This window comes from Pelagicoccus sp. SDUM812005 (genome assembly GCF_031127875.1).
Lineage (GTDB): Bacteria > Verrucomicrobiota > Verrucomicrobiia > Opitutales > Opitutaceae > Pelagicoccus.
In genome coordinates this window covers 23,268-49,466 of sequence record NZ_JARXIA010000027.1, presented here as the reverse complement: position 1 = coordinate 49,466, position 26,199 = coordinate 23,268, and the positions used below count along the sequence as shown (strand labels likewise).

At 58.5% G+C, this 26,199-nt stretch carries 16 protein-coding genes; 5 read left to right on the top strand and 11 right to left on the bottom strand.

Going from position 1 to position 26,199, the window contains the following annotated elements; all coding sequences use genetic code 11:
* Positions 1–30: 30 nt before the first annotated feature.
* Positions 31–1,200, bottom strand: coding sequence for a glycoside hydrolase family 88 protein (locus QEH57_RS22740; RefSeq protein WP_309009099.1), 1,170 nt, complete (start codon positions 1,198–1,200; stop codon positions 31–33).
* Positions 1,201–1,436: 236 nt separating this feature from the next.
* On the opposite strand from QEH57_RS22740, the gene QEH57_RS22735 reads away from it, so the two are divergent.
* Both QEH57_RS22735 and QEH57_RS22730 read left to right on the top strand, forming a co-directional pair.
* Entirely contained in the window at positions 1,437–2,921 is a 1,485-nt protein-coding gene (locus tag QEH57_RS22735; protein ID WP_309009098.1) for a sulfatase-like hydrolase/transferase, read from the top strand.
* Positions 2,922–3,001: 80 nt separating this feature from the next.
* Entirely contained in the window at positions 3,002–3,967 is a 966-nt protein-coding gene (locus QEH57_RS22730; RefSeq protein ID WP_309009097.1) for a hypothetical protein, read from the top strand.
* A 29-nt stretch (positions 3,968–3,996) separates the two neighbouring features.
* Here QEH57_RS22730 and QEH57_RS22725 read toward each other — a convergent pair whose 3' ends face one another.
* Together QEH57_RS22725 and QEH57_RS22720 are read right to left on the bottom strand one after the other, a co-directional pair.
* Positions 3,997–5,400, bottom strand: coding sequence for an alkaline phosphatase D family protein (locus tag QEH57_RS22725; protein WP_309009096.1), 1,404 nt, complete (start codon positions 5,398–5,400; stop codon positions 3,997–3,999).
* Positions 5,401–5,518: 118 nt separating this feature from the next.
* Positions 5,519–5,686 (bottom strand): hypothetical protein, encoded by a 168-nt coding sequence (locus QEH57_RS22720; RefSeq protein ID WP_309009095.1) that lies wholly within the window; start codon positions 5,684–5,686, stop codon positions 5,519–5,521.
* 126 nt (positions 5,687–5,812) lie between these two features.
* On the opposite strand from QEH57_RS22720, the gene QEH57_RS22715 reads away from it, so the two are divergent.
* On the top strand, positions 5,813–7,354 hold the full coding sequence (locus QEH57_RS22715; RefSeq protein ID WP_309009094.1) for a sulfatase: 1,542 nt from the start codon (positions 5,813–5,815) through the stop codon (positions 7,352–7,354).
* Positions 7,355–7,487: 133 nt separating this feature from the next.
* A complete protein-coding gene (locus tag QEH57_RS22710) occupies positions 7,488–8,939 on the top strand; it encodes an MFS transporter (protein ID WP_309009093.1) in 1,452 nt (483 codons plus the stop codon).
* A 166-nt stretch (positions 8,940–9,105) separates the two neighbouring features.
* Here the strand turns inward: QEH57_RS22710 and QEH57_RS22705 are convergent, their stop codons facing one another.
* The 6 genes from QEH57_RS22705 to QEH57_RS22680 all read right to left on the bottom strand — a co-directional run bounded on the left by QEH57_RS22705 (position 9,106) and on the right by QEH57_RS22680 (position 17,121).
* Positions 9,106–10,581 (bottom strand): MFS transporter, encoded by a 1,476-nt coding sequence (locus QEH57_RS22705; protein ID WP_309009092.1) that lies wholly within the window; start codon positions 10,579–10,581, stop codon positions 9,106–9,108.
* Between the two features lie 134 nt (positions 10,582–10,715).
* A complete protein-coding gene (locus QEH57_RS22700) occupies positions 10,716–11,120 on the bottom strand; it encodes an L-rhamnose mutarotase (protein ID WP_309009091.1) in 405 nt (134 codons plus the stop codon).
* 8 nt (positions 11,121–11,128) lie between these two features.
* Positions 11,129–12,934, bottom strand: a complete 1,806-nt coding sequence (locus QEH57_RS22695) for an L-fucose isomerase (RefSeq protein ID WP_309009090.1) — start codon at positions 12,932–12,934, stop codon at positions 11,129–11,131.
* A 12-nt stretch (positions 12,935–12,946) separates the two neighbouring features.
* Positions 12,947–14,455, bottom strand: a complete 1,509-nt coding sequence (locus QEH57_RS22690) for a rhamnulokinase family protein (protein WP_309009089.1) — start codon at positions 14,453–14,455, stop codon at positions 12,947–12,949.
* A 371-nt stretch (positions 14,456–14,826) separates the two neighbouring features.
* Positions 14,827–16,002 (bottom strand): aldose 1-epimerase family protein, encoded by a 1,176-nt coding sequence (locus QEH57_RS22685; protein WP_309009088.1) that lies wholly within the window; start codon positions 16,000–16,002, stop codon positions 14,827–14,829.
* A gap of 21 nt (positions 16,003–16,023) precedes the next feature.
* Positions 16,024–17,121 (bottom strand): PfkB family carbohydrate kinase, encoded by a 1,098-nt coding sequence (locus tag QEH57_RS22680; RefSeq protein WP_309009087.1) that lies wholly within the window; start codon positions 17,119–17,121, stop codon positions 16,024–16,026.
* Between the two features lie 271 nt (positions 17,122–17,392).
* On the opposite strand from QEH57_RS22680, the gene QEH57_RS22675 reads away from it, so the two are divergent.
* Positions 17,393–18,247: an AraC family transcriptional regulator gene (locus QEH57_RS22675; protein ID WP_309009086.1), complete on the top strand. Its 855-nt coding sequence runs from the start codon at positions 17,393–17,395 to the stop codon at positions 18,245–18,247.
* 201 nt (positions 18,248–18,448) lie between these two features.
* On the opposite strand, the gene QEH57_RS22670 is transcribed toward QEH57_RS22675, so the two are convergent.
* On the bottom strand, positions 18,449–21,919 hold the full coding sequence (locus QEH57_RS22670; RefSeq protein ID WP_309009085.1) for a TonB-dependent receptor plug domain-containing protein: 3,471 nt from the start codon (positions 21,917–21,919) through the stop codon (positions 18,449–18,451).
* A 376-nt stretch (positions 21,920–22,295) separates the two neighbouring features.
* Positions 22,296–26,186: a hybrid sensor histidine kinase/response regulator transcription factor gene (locus QEH57_RS22665; RefSeq protein WP_309009084.1), complete on the bottom strand. Its 3,891-nt coding sequence runs from the start codon at positions 26,184–26,186 to the stop codon at positions 22,296–22,298.
* Positions 26,187–26,199 lie beyond the last annotated feature (13 nt).

Sequence of the window (26,199 nt, the reverse complement as noted above, 5' to 3'; positions counted from 1 at the left end):
CACTTCGTGACACGTCACGCGAACAGGCGCTTATCGGGTAGCCAGCGACCGACTCCGCGCCAGCGCTTCCAGCAGATAATAATCCGCATAGGTTATCGGCACCTCCACCTCGCTCTGCTTGTTCAGATTTCCGGTGCTTTTGTCCAAGAGAAACGGAATTTCCAAAGACGCGTCCAAGACGTACGCCTTCGATTGCAACGACTCCAAAAGGCGTTTGGCCTGTTCCAGAAAGTAACCCTCCTCGGTCGCTCCATACAGCTCGTAGAGAGCCGAGCACACGATGGCCGCGGCCGAGGAATCTCTCGGAACATTCGGAATCTTCGGGTCGTCAAAATCCCAATACGGAATGCCGTCCTCCGGCAAGCGTGGGTGCTGCAGGAAAAAGCGCGCGGTCTTCCGGGCCTGCGCCAAATATCGCTCGTCCTTGGTATAGCGATACGCCATCGTAAAACCGTAGATCGCCCAAGCCTGCCCCCTCGCCCAAGCCGACTCGTCACTAAACCCTTGATGCGTATTCTTCTGACGCGCCACGCCTGTCTCCGGATCGTAATCCACCACGTGGAAAGTGCTGCCGTCTGCCCGGAAGTGGTTTTTCAAAGTCGCATTCGCATGCCTCACCGCCACCTCATAAAACCGTTCATCTCCAGACAGTTTCCACGCCTCGAAAAGCAGTTCCAAGTTCATCATATTATCGATGATCACCGGATACTGCCACTGGCTCTTCGATGCGCCCCAGGAGCGAATTGAACCTACCGTATCACTAAAACGGGTACACAGAGTTCGAGCGCTCTGCACGATCACCGCTTCGTAGGCTTCCTGTCCCGTAAGACGGTAGCCCAAGCCAAAGCTCGATCCCATCCGAAAGCCGATGTCGTGATCCCGACCGTTGAGCTGCTCCCGTTCCAGCAAGGCCGTCCACTCCTCGGCCTTTTCCGCATAGGCCGCATCCCCCGTCAATCGATAGACGAGCCAAAGGTTCCCCGGAAAAAAGCCGCTCGTCCAGGCCCGCGACGAAGTTACTTCAAGCTCGCCCGTCTCCGGCGAATAGCTTCTGGGAATCCCTCTCTCTTCCACCGGATGCGTCAAAAGCAATTCGAACCGAGAGCTCAGGAGCTCATTCGCGTCGTCTTTTGCCTCCAAGGCGCAACTCGTAGCCGCTATACCAAGCGGAAGGAAGAATCTAACAAATGCCTTAATCATTGTCTGCTTTCGGGGATGATGACGATAGGGGAACTCTCGGCCCTCCAGCCAAGCACCCCATAGGACAGCCGTACGCGCGACAGCTCGAACCTTCATTTGAGTGACGCGTCACTCAATTCCACGGCTGGTCCAACCCAGAAAAAGCGTGACGAGTCACGCCCTCCCGTCATTGATGGAATTTCCCAAACGATCTTCATCGGACCTGTAGCAACCCCAAAAGCGCAAACCGTATCCCCATGAACATTCGCCACTTCACTAGGACTCTCGCGACAGCCTTGCTCGCTGCTTCAATCTCCGCTCTGCAGCTTCACGCCAAAGAGGCCCCACAGCCGAACATCATCTTCGTCATGGCCGACGACCTCGGCTGGGGCGACGTCGGCTTCAACGGCAACAAGATCATCAAGACGCCGCACCTCGACAAAATGGCCAACTCCGGCCTGAAGCTTGACCGCTTTTACGCCGCCTCCTCCATTTGCTCGCCGACCCGAGCCAGCACTCTCACCGGCCGACACCCTTGGCGACAGGGTATCCTCGCCGCCCATACCAGCGGACTGCGCACCGGCGAAATCACCATCGCCGAAATCGCCAAGGAAGAAGGCTACACCACCGGCATCTTCGGCAAATGGCATATCGGCTGGGTCAAGCCGGACGAGGTGAGCAGCCGCGGCCACTACTCCCCTCCCTGGCACCACGGCTTCGACCAAGCGTTCGTCACCACCAGCGCCGTGCCCACCTGGGATCCCGCGATCACCCCCAAGGGCTGGTCCAAATGGGGCAACACCGAAGGCGAGGTCTGGAAAAACTACCCCTACGTCGAAAACGGCGTCACCATCAAAGACAACATGCGCGGCGACGACTCCCGCGTCATCATGGACCGCGCCATCCCCTTCATCGAAAAGGCCGCCCAAAGCGGAACCCCCTTCCTGACATGCATCTGGTTCCACACCCCGCACGAACCGGTGGTAGCCGGTCCCGAATATCGAGCCATGTATTCAAAATATTCAGACGAAGCGCAGCACTACTATGGCTGCATCACCGCCATGGACGATCAAATGGGGCGCCTGCAAAAGAAACTCGAAGCGCTCGAAATCTCTGAAAACACCCTCATCATCTTCGCCAGCGACAACGGCCCCTCCTCCGGCGTGACCAATAAAGGCATCGCCTCCGCCGGCCCCTTCCGAGGCAGCAAGCACACCATCTACGAAGGTGGCCTGCGCGTCCCCGCTTTCATGTATTGGCCCGGCAAGATCAAGCCTCAGCAATCCAGCGATGCCATGACCGGCACCGTCGACATCTTCCCCACCGTATCCAAACTGATCGGACACCGCAAAGGCAAGAAGAGCAAGAATCCACTCGACGGCGTCAGCCTGACGCCCCTCATCGAAGGCAAGCCCTTCGACTCAGACCGCAGCCTCTTCTTCGGCTACCAACGCCTCTACAAAGGCGTCAAAACCATGGCCCTCACCGACGGCCGCTACAAGATCCTCCGCCTCCCCACGCCCGAAGGCGAATCCCCCTTCGAGAAGATGCCTGACTTCGACGCGAGCCAAGTTTGGGAAAACGATTCCCTCTATGCCCTCTACGACCTGCAGGAAGACCCGGGCGAAACCAAGGACCTCAAGCAGCAAATGCCGGAACGCTTCGCCCAGCTGCTCAAGCAATTGCAAGCCGCCGACCTCGAGTGCCAACTCAGTCGCGACGGCCTCGACTATACGTATTAGCGCAAGCGGGATGCCCCCCGTCCTACTCGCCTTCAGCATCACTCTTTGCCTTTTCCTCCCGAGCTGCTTTTATTCCAACAATGAAAGCGCTCGTCCCAGCTACCCTGATCGCCCTCTCCTGCATCCTGCCATCCCACGCGACAGCGGCCACCCCTTCCATTTCCCAAGGATTGGGAACGACCACCGTCGAATCCCTCTTCGATTGCGAAGGCGCTAGGCGAGCCAGGCCGAGTACCGTCGGCGAGGTAAGTTCGAGCGACGGCAAGACCTGGATCACGCCCGCCACAAACAACTTCCTCAACGGCCCCAAAGCCTCCGACCTCTATAACGACTGCTCCGGCATCCGCCTCCCCAACATTGACGCGCTCGACATCGAAAGCGTCCCCATCGTAGAGATCGATTCCGCCGGCGAAGTCTTCACCGGCTACCTCTTTGCCGACAACTACTTCGAACTCTACGTCAACGGCACCCTCGTCGCCGTCGACCCCGTCCCCTTCACCCCCTTCAATTCCTGCGTCGTCCGCTTCAAAGCCAAGCACCCCATCACCTACGCCGTTAAGCTCATCGATTGGGAGGAATCTCCCGGCATCGGGACCGAAAGCGGCCGCGGAAATCCCTACCATCCCGGCGACGGCGGTTTCGCCGCCTCCTTCAGCGACGGCACCGTGACCAACGCCGACTGGAAAGCCCAAACCTTCTACATCGCCCCGGTGCCCGATCCCTCCCTCGTCATCCAACGGCCCGACGGCACTCGCGACTCCAGCTCCGCTCCCAGGTCACCGGACAACGCGCCGGAATGCTACGCCCTCCACTACGAAATCCCAGATAACTGGGCGTCACCAGATTTCAACGACAGCAGTTGGCCTCAAGCCAGCGTCTTTACCAACGAAACAGTAGGCGTGCGCAACAAGCCTTCCTACATGAACTTCACCGATCAATTCATCGACGCCGGAGCCACCTTCATCTGGTCCTCCAATCTCGTCCTCGACAACGAAGTCCTCGTCCGCTTCACCCAACGACGTTCCCGCGCCGCCGCCGGGAAATAATTCCGCTGCGCCACGATCCTAGCCGCCAATCAAGGCCGCATAGCCGGAAAGCTCATCTCGCAATTTACCGTTCCCACAGAACCATCCGACCCGGAAATCGAATACCATCGAAAGCTTATAAACGGCCGCCCATCCGCGCGCTTCACCTCGAAGACCAGATAGCCGCCTTCCCCGCCGCCAAAATAGAGATGCTCCTTTTGGCGGCCTGGATTGCCTCCCAATTTCGCGTGCTCGTTATTGATCGGTCCGCAGCCGATCTCCACCAGCCCCGTCTCTGCGTCCTTGGACGCATACTGCCAGTGCCTGTCACCACAGATCACATACAAATCCTCAACTCCTGAAAGAAAACGACGGATTTCATCCCCTTCCGTGCGATAAACGTCATTGGACAAGTTATCCTTCTTCCCTGGCTTGTCCGGCCCCACGATAGGCGACGGACTGATTACCAGCTTAAAGGTCGCGTCCGATTCTGAAATCGTACGCTTTAGCCAAGCCTTCTGCTCTTGCCCCAGCATGCTTTTCTCCGGTCCATCAGGAGCGCGATTAGGAGTCCGGTAGTCACGTCCTTCCAGCAACCATATCTGCACATCCTTGCTCCAACGAACGGTGCGATACGGAAGCGGCGACTGGGTCGTCTGCTCGCGAAAGATTTCCAAGCCTTCCTCGAAAGTCAGATCCCCGTAGGTTTGTCCGGGATAACAATCATCCTTCAATACATCGTGATCATCCTTCAGAAAGTAGGAACTGATCTGCGAATGAAAGTCCCGATTCCAATGCATCGAAAACATGCGGTTCCAGCGTTCCCGAGCTTGCGCCCGGTTTTTGGAAAGCGGATGCACGCCATCGTAGTCCTTATCGTAATACACGATATCCCCCGTATGCACGAAAAAGTCCGCGTCGTGTTGGAGAATATCCGCGTAAGCCTTATGCCCCATCACCGGATCGTCGACCGTCCCCAGTCCCTGGCAGGTAACGACCACTCCCTTCACCCCTTCGATGGATTCGAGCGGCTTCGCCGTACGAAAGTGCCCTTTCAGCGCCTCGCTCGGACGCTTCGTTGAACCTTCCTGGTACGCGCGCGCCTCGAACTCGTATTGAGCGCCCGCACGCAGCCCCTCCAATCGCAGCTGATCCGTGAAATCGCGTTCCGCCGAGACGGGACGTCTTTCCGTATTCATCCAGTCCGTATTCTTGCCGCGCTCTCGATAGCTCAGCTCGTACCAACCCACGACTCCTGGCGCCGGCGCTACCGCTTGCTGCGGATTCCCTTTCTCCACTTCCGTCAACCGCACCCAAAACACCACGCTGTCCTGAGTGACCTCTCCCACCTTGATTCCATTGCCGAAGTACGGGACTGTTGCCGAGAGCAGATGGGAAACGGCCATACTCGCCAGAACGAGTAAACCAAGTCGGATCGTATTCATTATCTTCATCTATATCGGGGTTGTGAATCGCTCAATTCCTAAAATTCCACCTACAGTCCGTAGTTAAGAAACAATGACAGATCGACGACTCCTCTCCTTCAAGCTCACCCATCGTGACCGCCTGTCATCATCGCCACTCCAAGCGACCTGGCTTATTGCCAAGCTCGCCCATCTCGCCCATATCTTCTGCCGCGTCCGCTTCCTTGACGAGACCCGCGAGCGATTCCTCCGTAGCCGCATTCACAGGCAACACACAGACCGCGAACAGCCCCAAAGCAACGAACAGATTCTTCATAATCCCAAGCTAGAGACCTTTCCGCCCCAACTAAACCTCCTTGCTTCGTGACGCGTCACGGTCAGGAGAAATTGCCGCAAGCGATTCGATCCGAAATCATCCTAAGCTCCCCTTACCCCGAAAACCATGAAGACCTCCACCGTCCTTGCCCTCTGCATCCTGACAATTTCCCTCGGTGCCGCCGCTCAAGCGACCCCGCAGCCTCGCCAGCCCAACGTCCTCTTCATCGCCGTGGACGACCTAAACGACTGGATCGGCGCCTTGGACGGGCACCCCCAAGCCATCACTCCCCACCTCGACAAGCTTTCCGAGCGCGGCACCTACTTCACCAATGCCCACTGCTCCGCGCCCGTCTGCAACACTTCCCGCCACTCCCTGTTCACCGGCCTCCACCCGACCACCACCGGCTGGTACGGCACCACCGGCATGAAGAACATCGAAGCGAGCTATCAAGAGGTGTTGGGCGAACGGGTCCCGCTGCCGACCCATTTCCGGAACAATGGATACACCACTCTCGCCGCCGGAAAGATCTTCCACAAAGGCGTACAGGACTTCGACTATCCCTACTGGGACGAGACCCGCCCCGCCAAGTACAACTTCCGCCCGGGCTCCTTCAAGACCCACCACTTCGCTCCCTTCCCGCAAGACGGCGGCGCCATCGTCCGCAAGCACGGCGGACCCGTAAAAGGCGACACCCTCAGCTGGGCCGCCCTCGAGGACCACGAGATCCCCCAAGACGGCATGCCCGACGAACAGCTCGCCGACTGGGCCGTCTCCCAATTGCAAAAGGAACACCGCAAGCCCTTCTTCCTCGCTGTCGGTTTCCTCCGCCCCCACGTCCCCTTCACCGCTCCCAAACGCTACTTCGAGCGCTACCCGCTCGACTCCATCCAAATGCCCGAAGTCCCCGAGGACGACCTCAAGGACATCCCTCTCTACGGCAAAGCCATGATCTACGGCACCCTCCCCGAAGGCGACCATAAGGAAGTTTTGGATACAAGCCCCACTTACTGGAGAGAGCTCGTGCGGGCCTACCTTGCCAGCACCACCTTCGTCGACGAACAAATCGGCAAGGTGATCGCCGCCCTCGACCAGAGCCCTTACGCCGACAACACCATTATCGTGCTCTGGTCCGACCATGGCCAGCACCTCGGCGAAAAGAAGCACTGGCGCAAGCAAGCCCTCTGGGAGGAGTCCACTCGCGTCCCCCTCTTCTTCTCCTACCCCGGCATGCCCGCGACCGGCCAAAGAAACGACAGCCCCGTCAGCCTGCTCGACATCTATCCAACCCTGTCCGCCCTGGCCGGACTGCCCGAGCAAGATCTCGACGGCCTCAACCTCAAGCCCCTCATCGACGATCCCAACGCCGAACGCGGCCGCCCGGTGCTCACCACTCGCTACACGCGAAACCACTCCCTGCGCAGCCAAGACTGGCGCTACATCCGCTACCGCGACGGCAGCGAAGAGCTCTACGACCACCGCAGCGATCCACAAGAGTTCACCAACCTTGCCGCCAACCCCGAATACCTCCCCATCCTCGAGCAACACCGGGCCGCCTTGCCGCGACACGAAGCCTTCCCCGCCGGCAAGGACTCCTTCCCCAGCGACTCCTACGACAAGCGCGTTGCCAGCTTCAAAAAAGACGGGCTCCCCGCTTGGCTCGAATAGAGAAGCGACAAACAGCCGCATTCCGCGAACGTCTCCAAAAACTCGCTACGAGCGCGCCCTGCGCAGAACGGCTTGCTCCCGCTCGCCCCTTGCTTTCAGGTAAGCGCCTTCCAAGCGTCCCCATCTTCAGTCCGTGAAAAAAACGCCTGCCCCCAAAACTCTTTCCTCGCTCGAGCGCGTCAGCGTCGGCCAAAAGCTAGCCTACGGCACCGGCAACCTCGCCACCATGATCGGCAAGCAGGCCCCCAAGACCTTCTCCTACCAGATCTACAACATAGAGCTAGGCGTCATCAGCCCGATCATGATCGGCAACGTCATCTTCCTTTCGCGACTCATCGACGCGATCGCCAATCCCATCATGGGCGACATCTCGGACAAGTCGACCCACCGCTGGGGCCGCCGCCGCCCCTACCTCCTGCTCGGCTCCCTCCTCTCCGCCCTTTGCTTCGCCGCGCTCTGGATGATTCCGCGCGGCTTGAGCGACACCGGCTACCTCCTCTATTTCGGAGCCCTCTCCATCCTCTTCTACTTGGCCCTCACCGTCTACACGGTCCCGTGGTACGCGCTTGGATACGAGCTAACCACCGACTACCACGAACGAACCCGCGTGATGGCCTACCCCTCCTTCGTCGCCCCCTTCGCTGCCATCCTTGTCGGCTGGATGTACAACATCACCTACTGGGACATCTTCGCCGATCGCATCGAAGCCATCCGCTGGGTCGGCAGCCTGACCGCCTTCGCCATGCTCGCCGCCGGACTCGTATCCGCCTGCTTTACCGACGAACCCCTGCACACGGCCAAAGCCGCAGCTCCGCCCCCCAACGCGAAGCCGGTCTCCGCAAAGAAGGCTCAACGTTCCGGACTCTTCACCAACATCAAGCAGTCCCTCGCCTGCAAGCCCTTCCGCATGCTTTCCCTTACCATCGCCTGCATTCTGCTCGGGTCCAATATGATCCGAGGCCTGGAAAGCTACGTAACCGTCTACTACCTCTACGGGGGCGAGAAAGAGCCGGCCTCCGCCCTGCTCGCCTGGCACTCCACCGTATCCACAATCCTAACACTCGCGATCATACCCGTCATCACGCAGCTGGCCACCCGCTACGGAAAACAGCGAATCCTCGCCGCTTCGCTCTACCTCGCCCTGGCAGGCACCCTTGCCAAGCTGGTCCTCTATACGCCCGCCTGGCCCTACCTTTCGCTCGTGGTATCCATCATGGTCGCGCCCGCCATGGCCTCCGTCTTCATGCTCGTGCAAGCCATGGTGGCGGACGTCTGCGACCTGGACGAACTGCAATACCACCACCGCCGCGAGGGCATGTTCGGCGCCGTCTACGCCTTCCTTTTCAAGACGGGCATTTCCATCGCCTTCCTCTGCTCCGGGTACGTGATCGCCTCTACCGGATTCAGCCAAGAGATCGGCGGCCCCCAAAGCGAGTCCACCCTGCAAGGCCTGCGGCTCCTCTTCGCCTTCATACCCGCCCTCGCCTTCGCGGTCGGAATCTACTTCATCCACCAGTACGACCTCGACGAAAAGCAAGTCCGCCACATCCGCGACCAACTCGACGCCCGCAAGCTAGCCCTCTAAAACCGGAACCCGCCTGTTCTGGGAAAGCGCGAGCGAGCGCGCCCGAGAAACGGGCAACGACTTCCCCAAAAGAAAAAAGCGACAGCCCATGGGCTGCCGCTTTCTCGAAAATCTATCCTAGCCAAGAGGACGGAACGCCTAAGCCTCGTCCCGTCCCTTGGACTCGTTAAGCCTTCTTCTGCCGATTCGCGATGAATCCGTAGATAGCAATGATCACGAAGCAGAGGATAACGAGATAGAAGGAACCGCGGGTCGCAGTCGTCCCCATGAAACTGTCCAAGTCCAGCACCTGGCCTTGGAAACGGGTCATGAACACGCCACCCACGATCGCGAAAATGAGACCTGCGGACCCGAGCTTCGCGTCTTCGCCCACCCCGTCGAGGGCAAGTCCGTAGATAGTCGGAAACATGAGGGACATACAGGCGGAGATCAATACGAGCGAGTAGAGGCCCGTGAGACCTTGCAAGTAGATCGCGCCCAAGGTGAAGAGGATCGCGCCGGCGCTCAAGGCGAGCAGCAGCATGCTTGGAGAAACGTACTTGAGGAAGAAGGTACACACGAAGCGCGAGCAAAGGAAGATCACCATCGCCATGATGTTGAAGTTCTGGGCAGTCGCCTTATCGATTCCCAGCTCGTTTTCGGCGTACTGGATGATGAACGTCCAAGTCATGATCTGGGCCCCGACGTAGAAGGTCTGGGCGATCACGCCCCCCACGTATTTCGGGTTCTTGAGCAGACGCTTCACAGTGCGGCCGAAGTGCACGTCGTGATCGGAATCCGGCGGGCTGGTATTCGGAAGCTTGGTGACGAGGAAGATAACGAGCACGCCCGCCACCACGCAGCCGATCACCGTGTACGGCAGGGCTACCAGCTTGAGGTCGCTCTGCTGCAGCTCACGGTGCGTCATGCCTTGGAAGGACTCGATCTTGCCGTCCTTGAAATCCTGCAATGCGGTCGCGGGTGCATCCACGCCCTTCTCCATCACGTAGGCCTTCGCGTTCTCGTCGTAGACGCGCTCGCGGGGCGACGAACGAAGGAAGGATGGAATGTCGTACTCGACCTTCTGAACCTGAGTCGTATCCAACTCGGCTGCATAGCCGTTGATGTCGTTCTTGAAATCTTCGACCTCGATGTTGGAGAGGATTACCGTGCCTGCGATGAACATCCCGGTGAGGGAGCCCATCGGGTTGAAGGCTTGGGCCAGGTTCAAGCGGCGGGTAGCCGTCTCGGGAGGACCCATGGAAAGGATATAAGGATTGGCCGTGGTTTCGAGAAAGGCCAAACCGAAGGTCAGGATATAGAGCGAAATGATGAACAGGTTGAAGTTCGCTCCGGCCGCCGCAGGGATCGAAAGGAAGGCGCCGCCGGCATAGAGAGCCAGTCCGACAATGATGCCTTTCTTATACGAGTAGCGGCGAATGAAGATCGCCGCCGGCAAGGCCATGGTCGCGTATCCACCGTAGAATGCCATCTGCACCCAAGTACTTTGAGCGTTGGTGATAACGAAGACGTCCTTAAAGACCGCCACGAGCGGGTTCGTAACGTCGTTCGCGAATCCCCAGAGGGAAAACAAAGTCGTTACGAGAATAAACGAAAGCAGATACTTACGCGGAATAACGGGAGGGTTAGAATCAGAGGTCATATTTTTTGAGGTGCTGACGAGGATCCGGTCAGCCGGGGTTTCGTCGATTGTAAACTGTTATATAAATAACTCCAAGGGATTGAATGGAATGCAAAAAGGAGAGCCGCGGAGCGAAACCACGACTCTCCCGAAAACTATTCGTTTCCAGCGAAACTGGCATGAAAGACGAGCTCGGCCGGCAACCACTGGGCTTCCGCAGGCGTTCCGTCCAGGCGGCGCTGGCAGGGGTCCGTCAAGGACCACCACTTGCGCGTGTGGGGACACTGCTTCATCGCGGCCATGTCTTCCTCGAAGCTCGTACCGATGTATTCAAAATACGAGAACAAGTAGGCCTGTCCGGCCAGCTCGGTCCGAAAAATCGAGTAGTTCCGGATGTTAGCGGCTTCGATGGTGGCGAGCACCTCGGGCCACACGTCGGCATGCAGCTCGCGATAGAGCTGCTCCTTCTCCGGCGCTAAGCCGACCACCGAACCGAATCGCTGGGGCGACCCGGATTCCGCAGGGCTTGGATTGGTCGAACCGTATACTGGCTTTGCCATGATGCGCCTTAGCGGTACAAGGGACCGTAGTTTTCGCAGGCTCGGAAATCCGCGCCTTCGAGGTCTGCCGTGCCAAACGCGCGCCACGAGCTCGGACGGAATATCCGCTCTTCGGATACGTTGTGCATGTAGACCGGAATGCGGAGCATGGAAGCCAGCGTGATGTAGAGATGCCCTACGTGACCGCAGGTCAGCACGCAGTGGTTCGCGCCCCAGCTGTTCATGACCTCGTACGCGCTGCGGAAGGCCCCCTTGCCGGTAAGCGTCGGAGCGAACCAAGTGGTTGGCCAAGTCGGGTTGGTGCGGTCGTCGAGCGCCGTGTGGATAGAGTCTGGCAGCTCGATGGAATAACCTTCCGCGATCTGCAGCGCCGGGCCGAGGCCGTCCACCAAGTTCAAGCGGATCATCGTCGAAGCCATGCCTCCACGCGTCTTGTAGCGAGTGCTCCAACCGCCACCGGGGAAGTACTCCGTGATGGACGGATGCCAAGTGGTAGCCTTCAAGCAGGCTTCCGCTTCGCTGTCCTCAATTTCCCAATACGGCTTCATGGTCGGGTTGCCGTCCGCATCGCTCTGCTGGCCAGTGCCGTCGAGGGCAGCCGGGCCGGAATTGATGAGGTGCAGGATGCCGTCTTCGACCAAGTCGTTGTCCAAGCTCTCGCCGCTCGCCTGGGCGATCGCGTCCTTGCTCCAGTAGGTGCGCAGGTCGGCGAAGATCTGAGCCGAATTGGTCAGCAGGTGGCCAAAGAGCATTCCGGCGCCGTTCAAGGCGTCGTTCTCGGTCGCTACGATGTAGGGAGGACGCTTGCCGTTCCAGTCGAAGGAAGTGTTCAGGATGGCTTCCAGGAAGTCGCCGTTGGGGAAATGGTCGGTCCACTGGCGCTGGCCTTGGAAACCGGCAGCGATGGCGCCATGCCCATGGGCTTGCTCGCCCAGTCCCATCTCCGCGAGCTTGGGATTGCCCACCATTAGGTCGCGAGCGATCAAGGCCATCTTGATGGATACATCCCACTCGCTGTCGAGGGACTCGCGGGAGCGCTTGGTCTCCTCAGAGTTGTAGTCCTTCCCTTCCGGACAGTTTTCAGCCACCCAAGCCTTCGCTCTCTCGAACTCGTCCTGGTCGAACTGCCCCTTCTGCAAGCGGCCCACGAACTCGGTCAAGTCGATGGCTTCCACTCGCATGCCGAGGTACTTTTCCCACATGGAATTGTCCACCATGGAACCCGCGATTCCCATGGAGGTACCGCCCATGGAGAGGTAGGAACGGCCCTTCATCAAGCCAACCGCCAATCCGCAGCGAGCGAAGTTAAGCAGCTTTTCCGCCACGTCGGCCGGGATCTCCTTGGTGCCGGCAGGCTGCACGTCCTTGCCGTAAATGCCGAATGCGGGCAGACCCTTTTGCGTATGGCCCGCCAGGGCGGCCGCCAAGTAAACAGCGCCCGGACGCTCGGTGCCGTTGAAGCCCCAGATCGCCTTCACCGTGTGCGGATCCATGTCCATGGTTTCCGAGCCGTAGCACCAGCAAGGCGTGACCGTGATGGTGACCGTGACGCCTTCCTTGCGGAACTTCTCCGCGGCAGCTGTTGCTTCGGCGACGCCGCCGATGCAAGTGTCCGCCACCACGCACTCGACCGGCTCGCCGTTCGGGTAGCGCAAGACCTTAGTCAAGAGCTCGACCACCGACCGAGCTTGCTCCATGGTTTGCTCCTCGAGGGATTCGCGTACGCCGCCGAGACGACCGTCGATCGTCGGACGAATTCCAATCTTGGGGAGAGAGCCCGTCCAAGGGCTTGGGGATGCATTTAATTCAGACATAATGATATATTCCTAAACTTTTTGGGTTTTGTGAGTTTCGATTACAGAGCGAAGACGGTCAACGTATTCACTCCATAAGGACGTATCTCTTGGTGTAAAAGTCTTCGTTTCGACGGAGCGGCGAATGAGCTCCTGGCCCGCATCGATCGATTCGATAGCTCCGGCCGCCGCGAGCTGGGTAATGATGTTACCCATCGCCGTGGCTTCCACGGGACCAGCGGTCACCGGCACGCCCAAGGCGTTGGCCGTGCACTGGTTTAGCAGTTCGTTCTGGCAGCCGCCTCCTACCACGTTGAGCGACTCCAACGGTCCTTCCGAGAAGGACTGCAGGCGGTCCCAAACCAAACGGTAGGTAGCCGCCAAGCTTTCCGTCACCAAGCGCAAGAGCTGCCCCTTGCTTTCAGGGACGGCTTGTCCTGTATCCGCGCAGTACTTACGAATCTTGTTCGGCATGTCGCCTTCCTTCGCGAAGGAGGGGTGGTTCGGGTCGATAACCGAAAGGAACGGAGTCGCCTCCTCGGCCATCGCGGCCATTTCGCCGAAGCTGAGCTTTTCCCCGTCCTTGATCCACTGGGCCCGGCATTCCTGAAGCAGCCAGAGGCCGCAAATATTCGTCAGGAAGCGCACCTTGCCTCCGACGCCCATTTCATTCGAAAAACCCTGCTCGTAGGCTTCGGCCGCAAGGATCGGCTCCTCCGCTTCCATTCCCAGCAAGGACCAGGTACCGGAACTCAGGAAGGCGCGTCGGCCCTCTCCGGCCGGACGCCCTGCCACCGCGGAAGCGGTGTCGTGGGAACCGACGGCGATCACCGAGACGGAATCCGCTTCCGCAGCCCCGATCTTCTCCGCGACCGGAGCGCTGAGGGGACCCACGACGGATCCCGGCTCCACCACGTCCCCAAAGTAACCGCCGGAAATGCCCATCCGGTCCAAAACGTCGAGCGCCCACTCCCCGGTCAGAGGATTCAGCATCTGACTGGTGCTCGCGATGGTGCGTTCGTTCACGGCGACGCCGCTGAGCCAATAGTTGAGCAGGTCCGGAATGAAAAGCAGCTGGGTAGCAGACTTCAGCGAAGGGCTCCCCTCCTCGACCTCGCTCAACACCTGATAGAGCGTATTGAAAAACATGGGCTGCACACCGGTAGAGGCGAAAATCGCTTCCTCGTCCATGCGACTGGCAGCCAACTCCCGCATCCCGTCCGTACGGGAATCGCGGTACTGGTAGGGATTGCCCATCAGCTTGCCGCTGCCATCCAGCCATCCGTAGTCCACGCCCCAGGTATCCACTCCGATAGACTTCACGCGATCGCCGTAGTGCACGATCGCCGTAGAAAGTCCCTTCAAGATCTCGTCGTAGATGAACAAGATATCCCAAAAATAGGAACCGCCCACACACACGTTCCGGGTGGGGAAGCGATGGATTTCCTCCATCTTGAGAATCTCGCCATTGAATTCGCCCGCCACGACACGACCGCTCGAAGCGCCAAGGTCCACAGCCAATGCTACTCTGCTCTTATCCATACTTAGTGCACAAAAAAATCCGAGTCGTCGCAGCGTCCTTACTGCGATTTCGTCGAAACAAGGGGTTAAAGGAAACCGCCAGTATCGCAGATTCCCCGGCCAACTGGGAATAGCCATTACTTGCACACCTAACAATTTTTGACATTAGATTTTTTCAATTTTCCGAAATTGGCTTGCCTCGAGAACGCAGATACTGCCGCAAACAGCCCCATTCTCCCCTCTGTCGCCTCCAAATCCCAAGTAGCACGGATTATAGATCTCAGTAGTTACCCTAGCCCTATAAACAAAAATTGATCGCCGAAACGACGATCAATGTTCATGGCCCCAGAGACAGCGAACGGGGCAAGCCTCCCGGAAAAGCCGAGGGCGGATTAAAAGTCCGACAGCGCCGCTTGCGGCTGGGAGAAGACCTTCGGCTCGACGGAGCCCTGCAGCGTCTCGATCTCCGCCTCCGCCTCCCGGACGGCCTTCTTGGTATCCAGATTCTCGATCGACAACGTCGTGGTCCGCGACTCTCCGCCTGCCAAACTCATGACGCGCCCGCGCGCCCGCTCGAACTTGCGGGAATTGGGATAGTTCGTGGCCGGCTCCAAACCGGTAACGTAACCGTCGTCCAAGCCCGCCGTATTCTTCCAAAGCGTGAAACAAGGGAAGTCCTTCAGGGAGTAGCGCAGCAGCGAAGCTTGATCGCCCGCGGCGTTCCGCAACATCGCCAGCGTCTCCCGGCTGCCTCGCTTGCCCGCCAATTCGTACAGGTACGCTTGCTCGACGAAACCGACTTCCGGCTCTCCGTAGGTATCGAAGGTTTCGATACCCTCGGCCGCCCGGGGGTCGCGGGGAGCGACTTGCTTGAAGGGAGCGACCATGCGAGATCCCTTCTCCAAGAGCGTCTTCCCATAATTGATGTGGTACAGCAGTTCGTGCTCCTGGGGATTGCCTCCGATGTTCGTCACCGTATCCACAATTGTCAGACGTCCTGAGCCAAACTCGGTCCGGATCTCCGTATTGAGCCTCAGGGCCGGACCGAACATCATGGTCTCGTCGACCTCCCCTCTCAAGACGATCGCCTCGTCGGTAACCTCCAAAGAAACCGAGCGAGCCGGCAGGTTGGCGATGTTGCCATGCAAGGTCAGCGACACTTCCATCTCGTTGCCGCTATAGTCCAGCACCGTGTCCGTGCAGGGCGCTCCCATGCTATTGAGGCCGCAGCGCACGATCCACTCGTTGAATCCTTTCAGCCATCCAATGCCGCCACGCTCCTGCTGGTTTACGAAGGCTGGGTTGACCGGATCCTTAACCGGAGAATCCCAGCCGAGCTCGATCGGGCCGCACTGCCCCTTCCATATCCCCATGCCACGGGTCGGAAGCACGGCGAAGCGGAGCTTGCCATTGTCGATTTCCACAACCTGAACGCCTTCCTGTAAGCCGCCGCGCAGCGTGTAGGACTTCACCGACCAATTGCCAGGAGCGCTGTCGCCAAGTTCGATCGCAAGGAATCCTTCCGCGGAGCTAGGACTCAAGAGTACTAAATTATATCTTGTATTCATATTCTGGGGTTGTTCGCTCGTTTACTTGTCGGTCGCCTTCTCGATCTGGGCGATCAGTTGCTCTTTCGTCGGACCCGTCGCGTGAGTCACGAAAAAGGCCGTCGCTGCATTGGCCATCACCAACCGTTCCTTGAGCGGCAAGTCACCCAGCGAAGCGCAGAGGTAGCCGCCATTGAAGCTGTCTCCAGCCCCCGCCAGCCGTACCACATTTTCCTGGCGATCCTGCAGAGCGTAGGCCTCGCCGTCCACGGCGCTCGATGCCGCCGCGAACTCCGGAGTGTGCACCACCAGCTCGTCGAAGCCGATCTTTTCCCGAGCCAGGGTCAAGGCTGCCGCGACGGCCTGAGGCTCGAGCTTGGGAGCCGCCACCCCGATGCGAGAAAACAACTCCAGCACCTCGTGCTCATTCAGGCTAAAGGTCAGCGGAATCTTGCTGTTGTAGGGCTTGATCAACTCCAGCGACTCCATGAAGGCCTCGCTCGACTTCTTCTTGATGTCCGCGAAGTCGAAGAACATCCGGCGCGGTGGAGCGGAGTCCTCGTACTGCGACATGAAGCCTCGGAACAGGTTGTCGAAATCCGCCGTCAGCGACCAGTAGCCAAGCCCTAGGATATCCACCCCGGCGAACATTTCCTTTACGCCCTTGGCCCCGAACTGGGCCTCGAAGTCTTCCCACTTCAGGTTGGAAACCGCTTCGAGATTGCTCATCAAAACCTTCCCGTCGCCAAACTCCAAGGCAATGGTCAAGGCAGGATCCCCAAGCGAAATCAGCTCGCAGTTGTCTTCGAATTCCAAGAAGGCCGGGTCGATGGCGGCGCTGCCGTAGAGGCCGGGAAGCACCGGCTTGATGCCCAGGATGGCGGCGATGCGTCCGGTGTTGATGCCAAATCCGCCTTCGCAGCGGCGCTTGGGCACCAGCTCGAGCCCTACCCCGCCGTCGGCCCGCGCCACAAGCAACTCGCCGAATTGCTTGAGCTGCTTCATCGCCGTGTAATCGGTCTGGCTCTTGCGAACCTCCACGATCTCGTAGGTCTCGTCGACAAACCCATCGCAGCCTAGCAGGATCTTCCCGCTGATGCTCTTAACGTAGTCGACGTACTTCGTCATTTCAGTGCTCATAGTAGTATGTTCTCGTTTCTCAGTTACTAAGATTTCCTTACCTTTTTCTATTTGTTTATCCGCAGCTTGGGAAGCAAAAGATTCGATCCATAAATGGACGGATGCGTTTACGGGGGCGGTTCGCGGCGGGTCCTCGAATCGGCTGCCGTATTCTCGGCAGCCGACCGAGCAAGTTCGCGGGGGATTGAATGGAGCGAGTATAGCGAACACCCCCTGAAAGGGGAATAGCTATTGCTTGCATACCTAACAATTTTTGACCTTAGATCGAAGCATGCCTACCCCGAGCTTTCCCGGCGGGAGAATCGAAGTCGCTCCCCACGTCCACAACGCCCGCTACTCTTGCCCTGCCGATCCCTCTCGAAGGGACACCTTCCAGTACATCGCTGGCTACGAGGAATGCGACGGACACTACCGCGTCGCCCGCAACTCCTATCCATATTTGATACTGGAAATGGTGATCAGCGGCAGCGGGCGCCTGCGCATCGGCAAGGCCGAGCACGAGGTATCGGCTGGCTTCTGCTTTTGCGGCGGACCGGAGCTGGACTACGAGTTCGCGTCCAGCGCCGACTCCCCTATCCGCAAGTACTTCATCGTCTTCGGCAAGACGCAGGCCGGGAACGTCGCTCCCAAGAAATTCCTCTACCCCGGCTTCACCACGCCGTTCGCCATCCCGGAGGAACTGGAGAAGTGGAACGAGCTCATCATCGCCGAGGGCGTTTCCCAGGCCCCCGACGCCCTCGAGAACATCTCCGCCCTCATCGGCATCCTCGTGCGCAAGATCGCGCCCGACGCCAGCGGCAAGTCGAAGCGCCAAAGCACCGACGCCCTCGTCATCAAGGCCCTCGCCGAAATCGAACAAAACTTCAAGAGCCACAGCTCCCTGCAGGACCTCGCCGAAGCCCTAAGCGTCAGCAGCGAACACCTCTGCCGCGTCTTCAAAAGCAACGGCAAGGCCAGCCCCTACCGCATCCTCATCCGGCGTAAGATGGAGCACGCCTACGCCCAGTTGAAGATGACTCAAACGCCCATCCAGGAGATCGCCTACTCGCTCGGCTTCACCGACAGCTTCCACTTCTCCCGGGCCTTCAAGAAGCGCTACGGCCTGCCGCCCAGCAACGTCCGGTAGCCCAGCCCCTCCCCTCGCCTAGGCGCAAAAAAACATCGCCTCGGCGTTAACCAAGGCGATGTCCCTAGATCTCTGCTTTGAGCAAGCCCCGAACTCGCCCCTACAGAAAAACATAATCAGCAAGCTCCTCGTTCCACCTCGCGGGGAGATCCCAAAAGACCAATCAGCGAAACGAGGAACTGCCTGCGTTCTACACTAACCCTAGAAATCGATGGTCGTAGTGAGTTTCCAAGTACGCGGCGGAACGATCGAGTAGCGGCGGATATTGCCGTCGCTCAAGTAACGCAGCGGCTTGAACTCATAGTCACTCTGCAGAACGTTGTTCACGTTGAGCTGGAACTTCGCCTTCGTATCGCGACCCAGGATTTTCAGCTTGGTCGAGAAGGAAGCCATCAGATTCAAGCGGAAGTCATCGTCTGCCTCGTAGATCGTGATGCTGTCGTAGTCGCCGTACACCACATCCGGACGGGTCCTGACGACGGTTTCGCCCGTCTCGTCATCGATGTAGTTGAAGAAGTGATTCAAAGTACGCTTATCGCGCCAGGTGAAACCGCCGCCCACGCTCAAGCCTCTGGCCTTGCCTTCACGGAAGCTGTAAGTCGTGAACATGCTCGCTTTCTTGGCGCTGGAGCCGGTGTCGATGTCTTCGACCTGCAGCTTGGTCACGCCCGTCTCCTGGCCGATGTAGTCGTAGGCGCGACCGATCGGATGAAGGCTGGCGAACAAGGCTTCCGCCCCTTCGATATCCCCCGCTTCGATCATATCGTTCATGGCGACGCGATCTTCTTCCAAGACGAATAACTCGTTCTTTTCGTCTTCAATGTTCCGTAGGGCAGTCTTGAGGTCGTCGAGATAGCTGTCGCCAGCTGAAGCGTAGGCTTCGTAACGAGCCATGACTGACTCCTTCTCACCAGCGAGCCAAACGAGGTCCTCGTCATAGAGTCCCTTGCGCGAAGAGCGGAGCATGTCGGAGAAGTTGAACACGAGCTTCCAGTTTTTCGAGGGGTTCGCGATGACGCGCACATCGTAGCCCGCAGACTCCTTGTCAATAAGGGTCTGGTTGGCGCCCTCAGCGTAGGATGCCAAACGCTCTTCTTCACTCAAGTAGCGGGGATCGCTTTCGTCCATCGGAGCATTCGTGCGCTCTTCATCGACGATCGGATTTTCATCGTCGTCCAATATGTAGTCGCCATTTTCATCCTCGAGATAGTACTCGACCCCCTCTTGAGCGCGAACGAAGGCGTCCAAGACCGCGCGGTGCGGCTCGAGCAGGTTCTCTCCAACGCCGCCGCCCGTGGAAGCGTCTTCAGTGCGGTTCTCGAAATAGTTCATAGCGACCGAAAGCTTACGGTCGAAGAGGTTGAAGCGTAGCCCGATGTCCTGACCGAAGCCGTCTCCACTGGGAGCCACGATACCTGGAATGATGACGCGGTAGATGCTCGGATCGGAACGGTTCGTCGAACGGTTGTAGACCACCGACATCCACTTGGTTGGCTTGTAGACAACACCGAAGGTCGAGTTAGAAGCCGTCGATTCCTTGGTGTCGGTCGGCGTGGAGGACTGGAAGGACTCCGACAAGTTGTTATGCCCCGGCAGTCCTGTATTCGGGTCGATGTAGAGGAAGGGGCGGGCTGCCTCGTCGAGAAGAGCGATCTCACCGTTCTCGTTATAAACAACGTTTCCATCGTCGTCCTTCACGATCTGGGAATTTGCAGTTTTCCCGTTGTAGACGTTCGTGGTGGCATCCGTGTCACGCAGGCCAACCGTAGTGACAATCTTGTTGTTCCACCATCTTCCAACCCAAGTGAAAGAGGTACCCTCCGTGTCGGTAAGGGTTTCGCGTTGGTGGCCTCCACCGAGACGGAACTGCTTGGTTCCGAGCAGGAAGGGATTGCCGTCGCGATCCTCGACCAGCATCTCGACTGGATCGTAAAAGGCGCCGGTACGAATCTCGCTGTCGTCTATCGGATACCCGTCAGGCCCAGCTTCGTAGTAGTGTCGACGCCAGATCTTGTTGCGAGCGTGCAGCGCGTTGTTGCCCACCAGGTTGTAGCGGCCGAAATTCACGCCCCGGGCAATGGCTTCGTGGATATCGAGCACCTCTTGCGAAGTGGATCGCGCCCAGGACTTCTCCTTCTGGTTGGCCGCTATGTTGAAGCGATGGCTACCCCAGCGCTCAGTATCGAGCAAGTACCCGATGGATCCTCGGAGGGTGCTGTCTTTGAGGAAGAACTCGGGCACTTGGATCTGGGTCTCCGAATAGAGGTAATAACCATCCTCGCTAGGACCGAAGGGGTTCTCCATGTCATCGAAATACGGGGCCCCCGCTGCCACGCCGTCAAATACCTTGTTCGGATCCGCTTGAATCGCTAGGTTGCGTCCCGTGGGCGAAACCCGCAAAATGTCTCGTTCCGAATTGAAGTACTCGAGGTTCAGAAACAGGTTCTGACGAAGCCGTTGAGTCAGCCGGAGCCTCAAGTTCTTGACGTCTTGATTTTCGTAGGAATCCGGTCCGAAGGGAGTGAACTTCGATATATCGACTTCCTCGTCGGAAAGCATCCGCCCGCCAACCAAAGGACGCGTGCGAGAGAAGTTGTGCAATGGAATCACGTTACCCGCATCGGTGGGAAGCCCCTCTGCCTCGAAGTCGAGATTGTCTATGTAGACCTTGCGCTGGGAATTGTTTCCCCGAATGAGGCCGTACGCGGTCAAGCTATTGCGATTCACGCCCGCTTGATTGAAGGATTGGTAAGTGCCAGCTCCGTACAAGGCGTCATATTCCTCGCTGTCCCAAACGGCGTCCCAAGCTCGCCAGCTATCCGTGGCGCCCTGGTTCACAGTCCACTGCTTGTCGATATGGGCTCGCTCGTAGCTACCGCTCAACTCAGTCCCGTCGAAGGGATTCGCCGAGAGCACGAAAGTGTTGCGGCGGCTGTCGTTCCAAGCTCCCGCCCGCCAGCTTTCCTTATCCTCCGCTAGGGAGATTATCTTGAAGCCCAACTTGCCGTCGATCAGCACCTTGTTGAGGTTGAAGATGTTGCGGAACTGGTCGTCGGAACCCACCGTGGATTGGATGCGAAACGAATCGCGCTGCAGGCCTGCGCGCTGCGTCGAAATATTGACCGCTCCACCCGCTCCGCCGAATCCGAAAAGGACCGCGTTCGGTCCTTGCGAAATCTCGATACGCGAAGCGTTATAGGTGTCGATCGAGCCTCCGCCCGCATTGTTGTCCACCGTGATGGACGCCCGGCTGCCACGGATGTTCTGCAAGCCGTTTGCCACAAAGTTTAGGGTTGTGCCGACGTTTTCTTCAGTCGCGAGCCCGGTGGGGGCGTCACCATGATCCGGCTCCGCGTTCACCGCGTAGAGCAGGATGTCGTCAATGTTTTCGGCGCCGACGTCCTCCAGGAACTCCATGGTGAGGACCTCAACGGACTGGGCCACGTCGCCGAGCGACATGTTCAAACGGCTGCCCGCCAGCGTGTTTTCCGCGCGGTAGCCTTGGTCTTGCGAGCCGTCCACTTCGAAGGGGGAAAGCTCGTAGACCTCCTCCTCTTCATCTTTGTCCTGGGCGAACGCGGAAGGCAGGAAGCCCAAAGGGGCAATTAACAAAAGGCCTGCATACCTGAGCAGGACCGATCGATGGGGGGATTCGGGGATGGGGAATTTCATATGTAGGGTGCGGGGTCGAATTTGTAGTTTCGATTTAGTGGGTTGAGGTTATGGGATAAGCAGCCGACGACAGTTTACGCTGCGCCGAAACAGAGCGAAAATCGCTCATCGATTGTCTCGGCTTGGCCTGCTTTGCGGCTAGGGGCCGCAAAAGCATAGGGGGGTAAGCTGGGGTCTGCGTGAGGTACGATACCACTATAGGCTTAGCTCGCTTTTTACGAAATGCCCATTCGTCCTAAACCTAATGCGATTCGTCTATCTCCTTGTTGTTCTGAAACTTAAAACTGTATTTTAGTCCTAGAAACCGACTTAATTTCGGCGATTGCTCGGAGATCGCGGCAACCCTAGCGAAAGGGCCTTCCCCCCAACCCCCAAATCAGTTCCGAGCCTGCTTCTGGAACTCCGATGGGGTGCAATTGAAACGCTTCTTGAAGGCGCGATAGAAGGAGCTCGTTTCCAGATACCCGACCAGGGTCGCGACCTCCGCCACCGACTTTCCGCTGCTCAATAGCTCCTTCGCTTTCGCGAGGCGATAGCTCTTGATCGCCTCCGCGGGCGACACGTTCGTGATCGCCTTGCACTTCAGGTAGAACGAGCTCCGGCTCATGCCAATTTCGCTGGCGAGCATGTCGGTATTGAAGTCGGGCTGGCTCCAGTTTTGCTCCACCACGGACCGAATCCGCTTCACCAGCTCCGCTTCCGAGTCGTTCACGGCGGCGCTCACTTCCGCCTCCGGCTCCAGAAGCTGAGTCCTCAGGAACTTGGCGTGCCGCTTGCCCGCATCCAAGTGGCTTTGGATGCGCTTCTTGAGCAGGGTAACGGAAGTCGGCTTCGTCAAGTAGTCGATCGCTCCCGCCTCGAAACTGGCTACCTCCTTCTCCTCGGAGGCAAGCGAGGTCTGCAAGATGACAGGAATATGGCTCGTCGCCGCGTTTTCCTTCAACGCGCGGCAAAAAGCGATGCCATCCATCTCCGGCATCATCACGTCGGCGATGATCAAGTCGGGAACCTTTTCCGTGGCCAGATCGATTCCCTCGCGGCTGCCCTCCGCCTCGATCACCGTAAAGTCCACAGCCAACTCCTCCGCGATGTATTCGCGCAGCTCGTTGTGGTCGTCGACCAGCAGCACCACCGCTCGATCGCTCTCGGATTCCAAGGTCGCTGGCGTTTCCGAAACGGTTACGCCGCGCCCTTCCGGCTCGTTCGCTTCCCAGGAAGCGGCTTCAAGCTGAGGCGCTTCGAACTCCGGCATGTTCGAAAACTCGATAGTGAAGCGGGAACCGAAGCGACGCCCTTCGGAGTCTTTCACCGGACTTTCGACCGCGATCGTCGCCTGGCAGAAGTCGACCAACTCCTTCACCAACGCCAGGCCGATGCCGAAGCTGCGGATGCGTTGGCTGGAATTTTCCGAATTGTTGTAAAACGGCTCGAAGATGCGCTTCAGCACATTGGGCTGGATGCCGGCGCCGTTGTCCTCCACGACCAAGCGAAGCTGGCCCGTCCCCAAGCCGCTATCCTCGCCCTTCTCCAGCGTCACGGTGACTTCGGAATTCGCAGGCGAATGCTTGATCGCATTGAGAACCAGATTGTCCAGAATCTTGCGGTAGATGTCCTCGTCGAATCGCGTCAGGTAGCTCTCCTCCTTGCAGGAAAATTGCACCGTCTGGTTTCGCGAAGACGCGAGCGAGTCGAAATCCGCCACGACCGCTCGCGTGTATCGAACGACATCCCCCGCTTTCGGATTCAACTTATACTTCTGCGCCTTGGCCTTATGCAGCTCGAGCAATTGCTCCACCAACTGATTGAGCCGCCGGGTGCTGCGCAGCGCCGTGGCCAGCCCCTTGGAATTTTCGTCGATCCCATGCTCCTGAATGAACTTTTCCAAGGGCAACATGATCAAGCTCAAGGGCGAGCGCAGCTCATGGGAAATGTTCATCAGGAAGCGGGTACGCAGGCCGTCGAGCTCCGCCATGTGACGGATCCGCTGCGCCAGCAACAGGATGATCAAGCCAATCACGATGATCGGAACCGCAACCGCCGTGGCCACGAACCAAGGCGTTTCCCAGAAGGGAGCATAAACCGTAAAGGACAAAACAGCAGGGCTCGTATCCACGTTTCCATCCTGGTCCAAAGCCCTTACCCGCAAGCGATGATCGCCGGGCTCCAATTCCGAGAAATGGGTCGACGCATCCTTGCTGAAGGGAGACCAGCGACCTTGGTCGAGCTGATAGGAGAAGAGCAAGTCTATCTGAGGCGTTTCCGACCAAGGGTCGACTCCCGTCCAGGAAATGTATGCAGTATCCGAATACTTCGAACGCTCGTCCATCGAAACAATCCTCGTCTCCGGCGGCAATGCATCCGGCTTGAAGCGGAGACTCCTGAAGTTCATGGCCGCATTCTCTCTCGAATTTTTCCGAAAGTACCAGCTACGGCTCGCCAGGTTCACCCAAACCGAACCGTCCGACGAGCTACGCAAAGTCGTTCCCTCCCGGATTCCACTGATAGCCGGGCCTTTGACGTTTTGCCACTGCCCATGCTGGTAGCGGTCCAGCCCTTTAGCCGTCAAAGCAAGCACGGTTCCATCCTTCTGTACCATCAGGTTGGATACATAGATAGAGCTCAGTCCATCGCTTTCCGTAAACATCCGCCACTTGCTTCCATCGAAGTAGTGAACTCCCTGCCCCCAATTGCAGAACCACAGCTTGCCGTCGCTTTGGGTATGGAACTCGTCGATCCAGCTCACGCGATGCTTCCGCGGCACCTCGATTCCAGAAAAGGTGTCCTCGCCATATCGAAAGATGCGATCTTTGCTGTAGAGCAGGTTCCCCTCGCTATCCTCTTGGATCGCGATGATCCGGTTATGCGTATCCTCGAGGCGCTCCTTCACGTAACCCTCGCCCTGCGGGCGAAAGCGAACAATGCCTCCCTTCCCTGGTTCGATCGTAGTCTCCTGCCCGCAGGCGAAAAGCAAGCTCCCGTCCGAGAAGGAGCGAGCCCCGAAGCGACTCACGATCTCCCCTAGCTCCGGCAAGTCGTGACGTATCCACTTTTCACCGTCAAACTGGTTTACGGCGGCTTCGTTCTCGTGCGATCCGGCGATCCAGATCTCCCCCTTCGCGCTGAGCAACGCCACCAGCGGATTATCGATCAAACCGTCCTCCAAGGAAAACAGCTCCCACTCGCCACGCGCTGTATCGTGGATAACGAACTCACCCTTCTTCGTCAGGAAACAAAGCCTTCCCTCTCCCCACTCGCACTGGAAATTCAAGTTGGCGTAGTCCTTCCAGCGCCGACCGGAATAGTCGACCCGGGCCAATCGGCTCCGCCCTTGCGAGCTGTTGCTCTGCACGAACCAAACCTGCCCGTCCCTCCCTAGGCTCATGTAGGTCGTGAAATCCGTCAGCCGCAAATTCGCGTTGGAAATCGATGCCCAATCGGCCCCCGAGCGATAGGAGATCGATTCGTTGCCTGAAATCAGCAGCCGTCCGCTTTGCGGCTCGAGGATGGAATAGTTAACGTTGTTCCCGCCGGCCTTGCGAAGGTCGACCTCCTCCCAGACGTCCTTCCTCGGATCGTAGCTCCGAGGAGCCCGCTGCGGATTCGAGTCCACGAACCAAACGATTCCCTCGCTGTCCACTTCGATCATGCCCACTCTCCCCAAGCGCCCCGCCGGGAACCCGCCGGTCCCCTGCCAACTGCGCTTCACGCTAGCCACGCCGTCTTCCGTTTCGCAGCAGACGACGCTTCCCTGGGCGTCGAGCGCCCAGAGCTGTCCGGACTGGTCGAACTCTATGTCGAGAATCGCTGCAGCAATCCCCCTCGACATCACGACCTCTTCTCCCAAGGCGCTGAAGATTGCTCCCCTAGAGGCAAACCAAACCCTCCCATCCGCATCTTCCTGCATGCGCCGCACCGCAAAGGGGCCCACATGCTGCAGCCGCTTCCATTCTCCGCCGCTGAAGCGGTGAAGCTCCTGCCGCGACAGGAGGTAAACCTCCCCGCGTTCCGTTTCCTTAACCGCTCGCGGCACCCAAGGCGTATCGCCATCCGCGCTCAAACGCTGCATTTCCCTGCCGTCGTAGCGCACCAATTCATTTCCGATTCCCACCCAGACCGCTCCACTCTTCGGAGCATCGAAACAGCGGATCGATCCCGGACCTAAAGCCTCAACATCCGTCCAACGCCACGCCTCGCCAATCGGCTCCAAGCGCTCCGGGAAATAGACCTGCGAAGCAAACGCCAGCGAACCGCCGATTAACAGCGGCAAACTAGCGACCAGT